The organism is Paracoccus sp. (in: a-proteobacteria), assembly GCF_030536915.1.
Classification (GTDB): Bacteria; Pseudomonadota; Alphaproteobacteria; order Rhodobacterales; family Rhodobacteraceae; genus Paracoccus.
The window spans coordinates 1-1,722 of record NZ_JAUNPC010000215.1; the positions used below are offsets into that span (position 1 = coordinate 1).

1 protein-coding gene is annotated in these 1,722 nt (G+C 63.7%); it reads left to right on the forward strand.

Translation table 11 applies throughout. The annotated features are described in order from the left end of the window. The first annotated feature begins 204 nt into the window (after positions 1–204). Positions 205–1,362, forward strand: coding sequence for an asparaginase (locus tag Q4F04_RS15860; RefSeq protein WP_303370749.1), 1,158 nt, complete (start codon positions 205–207; stop codon positions 1,360–1,362). The last annotated feature ends 360 nt before the right edge of the window (positions 1,363–1,722 follow it).

The following is a 1,722-nucleotide window of genomic DNA, read 5'->3' on the forward strand; positions in this document are numbered from 1 at the left end:
GCTACCACCCGGGATCCAGCACATCATCCCTCATGCGATTCGCGCAACAGAGCCCAAGGTAGGTCTGCGACGATCCACATAGGAGTGCGGTTACAGGTCGTATCCAGGATGATTGCATAGAGCCTCGCCGCTCTGCACTGGTGCGAAGCGAGAGGCTGGCCCCTCGATCTGGCAATGTCGCAGTGCTAGCTTTTCTCCTTGAAGGTGCCTCCTTCACGAACACCTGCGATTTCGAAGGATTACGCCATGAAGCCTGGTTATCTTCTCGCCATTCCCGCAATCTTCGCCATGATGCACATGGCAGGTCCGGGGGCCGCCCAGGAGGTGGCCCAACAGCCGGCCGCAAGCCAGGGCGCGGCCGACGCCCAGAATGCGACGGACAGCGGGAACCTTCCCAACGTGACCATCGTGGCAACGGGCGGCACGATCGCGATGACGGTGGACGAGACCGGCGCCCCGGTCCCGGCGCTCTCGGGCGAGGATCTGGTGGCCGCGGTGCCGGCGCTCGCCGACCTGGCCGACATCGAAGTGGTGGAATTCAGCAATGTCCCAAGCCCCTACATGGGCCCGGATCTCTGGCCGGGTCTCGCCCGCAGGGTCCAGGAGCAACTGGCTGATCCGGACGTCGAGGGCGTCGTCGTCACGCACGGGACGGACACGATCGAGGAGACCGCCTATTTCCTCGACCTAACGGTCCAAAGCGACAAGCCGGTCGTGCTGGTCGGCGCGCTTCGGAGCGCGTCGGAACCCGACAGCGATGGCCCGCGCAACATCACCAATGCCGTGAAGCAGATCATCGACGAGGGTTCGGGCGGCAAGGGGGTCACCGTCAACATGAACCATGTCATCCACCCCGCCCGGGCGGTGCGGAAGACGAATACCAGCAACGTCGCCGCCTTCGGTTCAGGATTGTATGGCCCGATCGGCTATGTTGATCGCGACGATGTCGTCTTTCACCAGGAGCCGCTGCGGCACCCGCCCCTGCCGCTGCCGGAGACGCTGCCCCGGGTCGACCTTGTCGCCATGTATACGGGTGCTGACGGCGACTATGTGCGGCATGCGGCCGACAACGGTGCCGAGGGGATCGTGATCCAGGCGTTCGGCTGGGGCAACGTGAACGAGCCGATGTACGAGGCGATCAAGTACGCGATCGGCAAGGGAGTGCCCGTCGTCATCACCTCGCGGGTGCCGGAGGGAAGCGTCCAGCCGAACTACGGCTTTGTCGGCGGCGGCGCCACGACCAAGGAGCTTGGCGCGATCTTCGGCGGCGACCTGTCGCCGTCGAAGGCGCGCATCCTGCTGATGCTGGCGCTGGCCGAGACGACCGACAGAGACAAGATCAGGTCCTATTTCGACCGGTAATTACTCGTGGGATACGGGTCCATGCTGATTGTGGTCATCGGATATTCCCATGCTCGTGGTTGAGCATCAAAATCACACCTCGGCCACACACCGCAATAGCCACCTCATGTCCCTGATGACCATCGATCCATCTCGGCGCGTTAGGCCTGAATCCCCGGGACACACAAGCCGCGCAATGGCCCCGGCGCGGGTAGCGCCATGATCGGGGAATCGGTGCGCCAGACCCGTACCCCGATCGGCAAAAGGAAGGCATTGCGCGAGACAAGACCAGTTGATCCCCCGTCACCGAAGGAAAGGGGTCAGGCAGCATCGCGGCCCTTGATGCGGTCGCGGCAGGCAAGCTGGTTGTTCACGCCCATG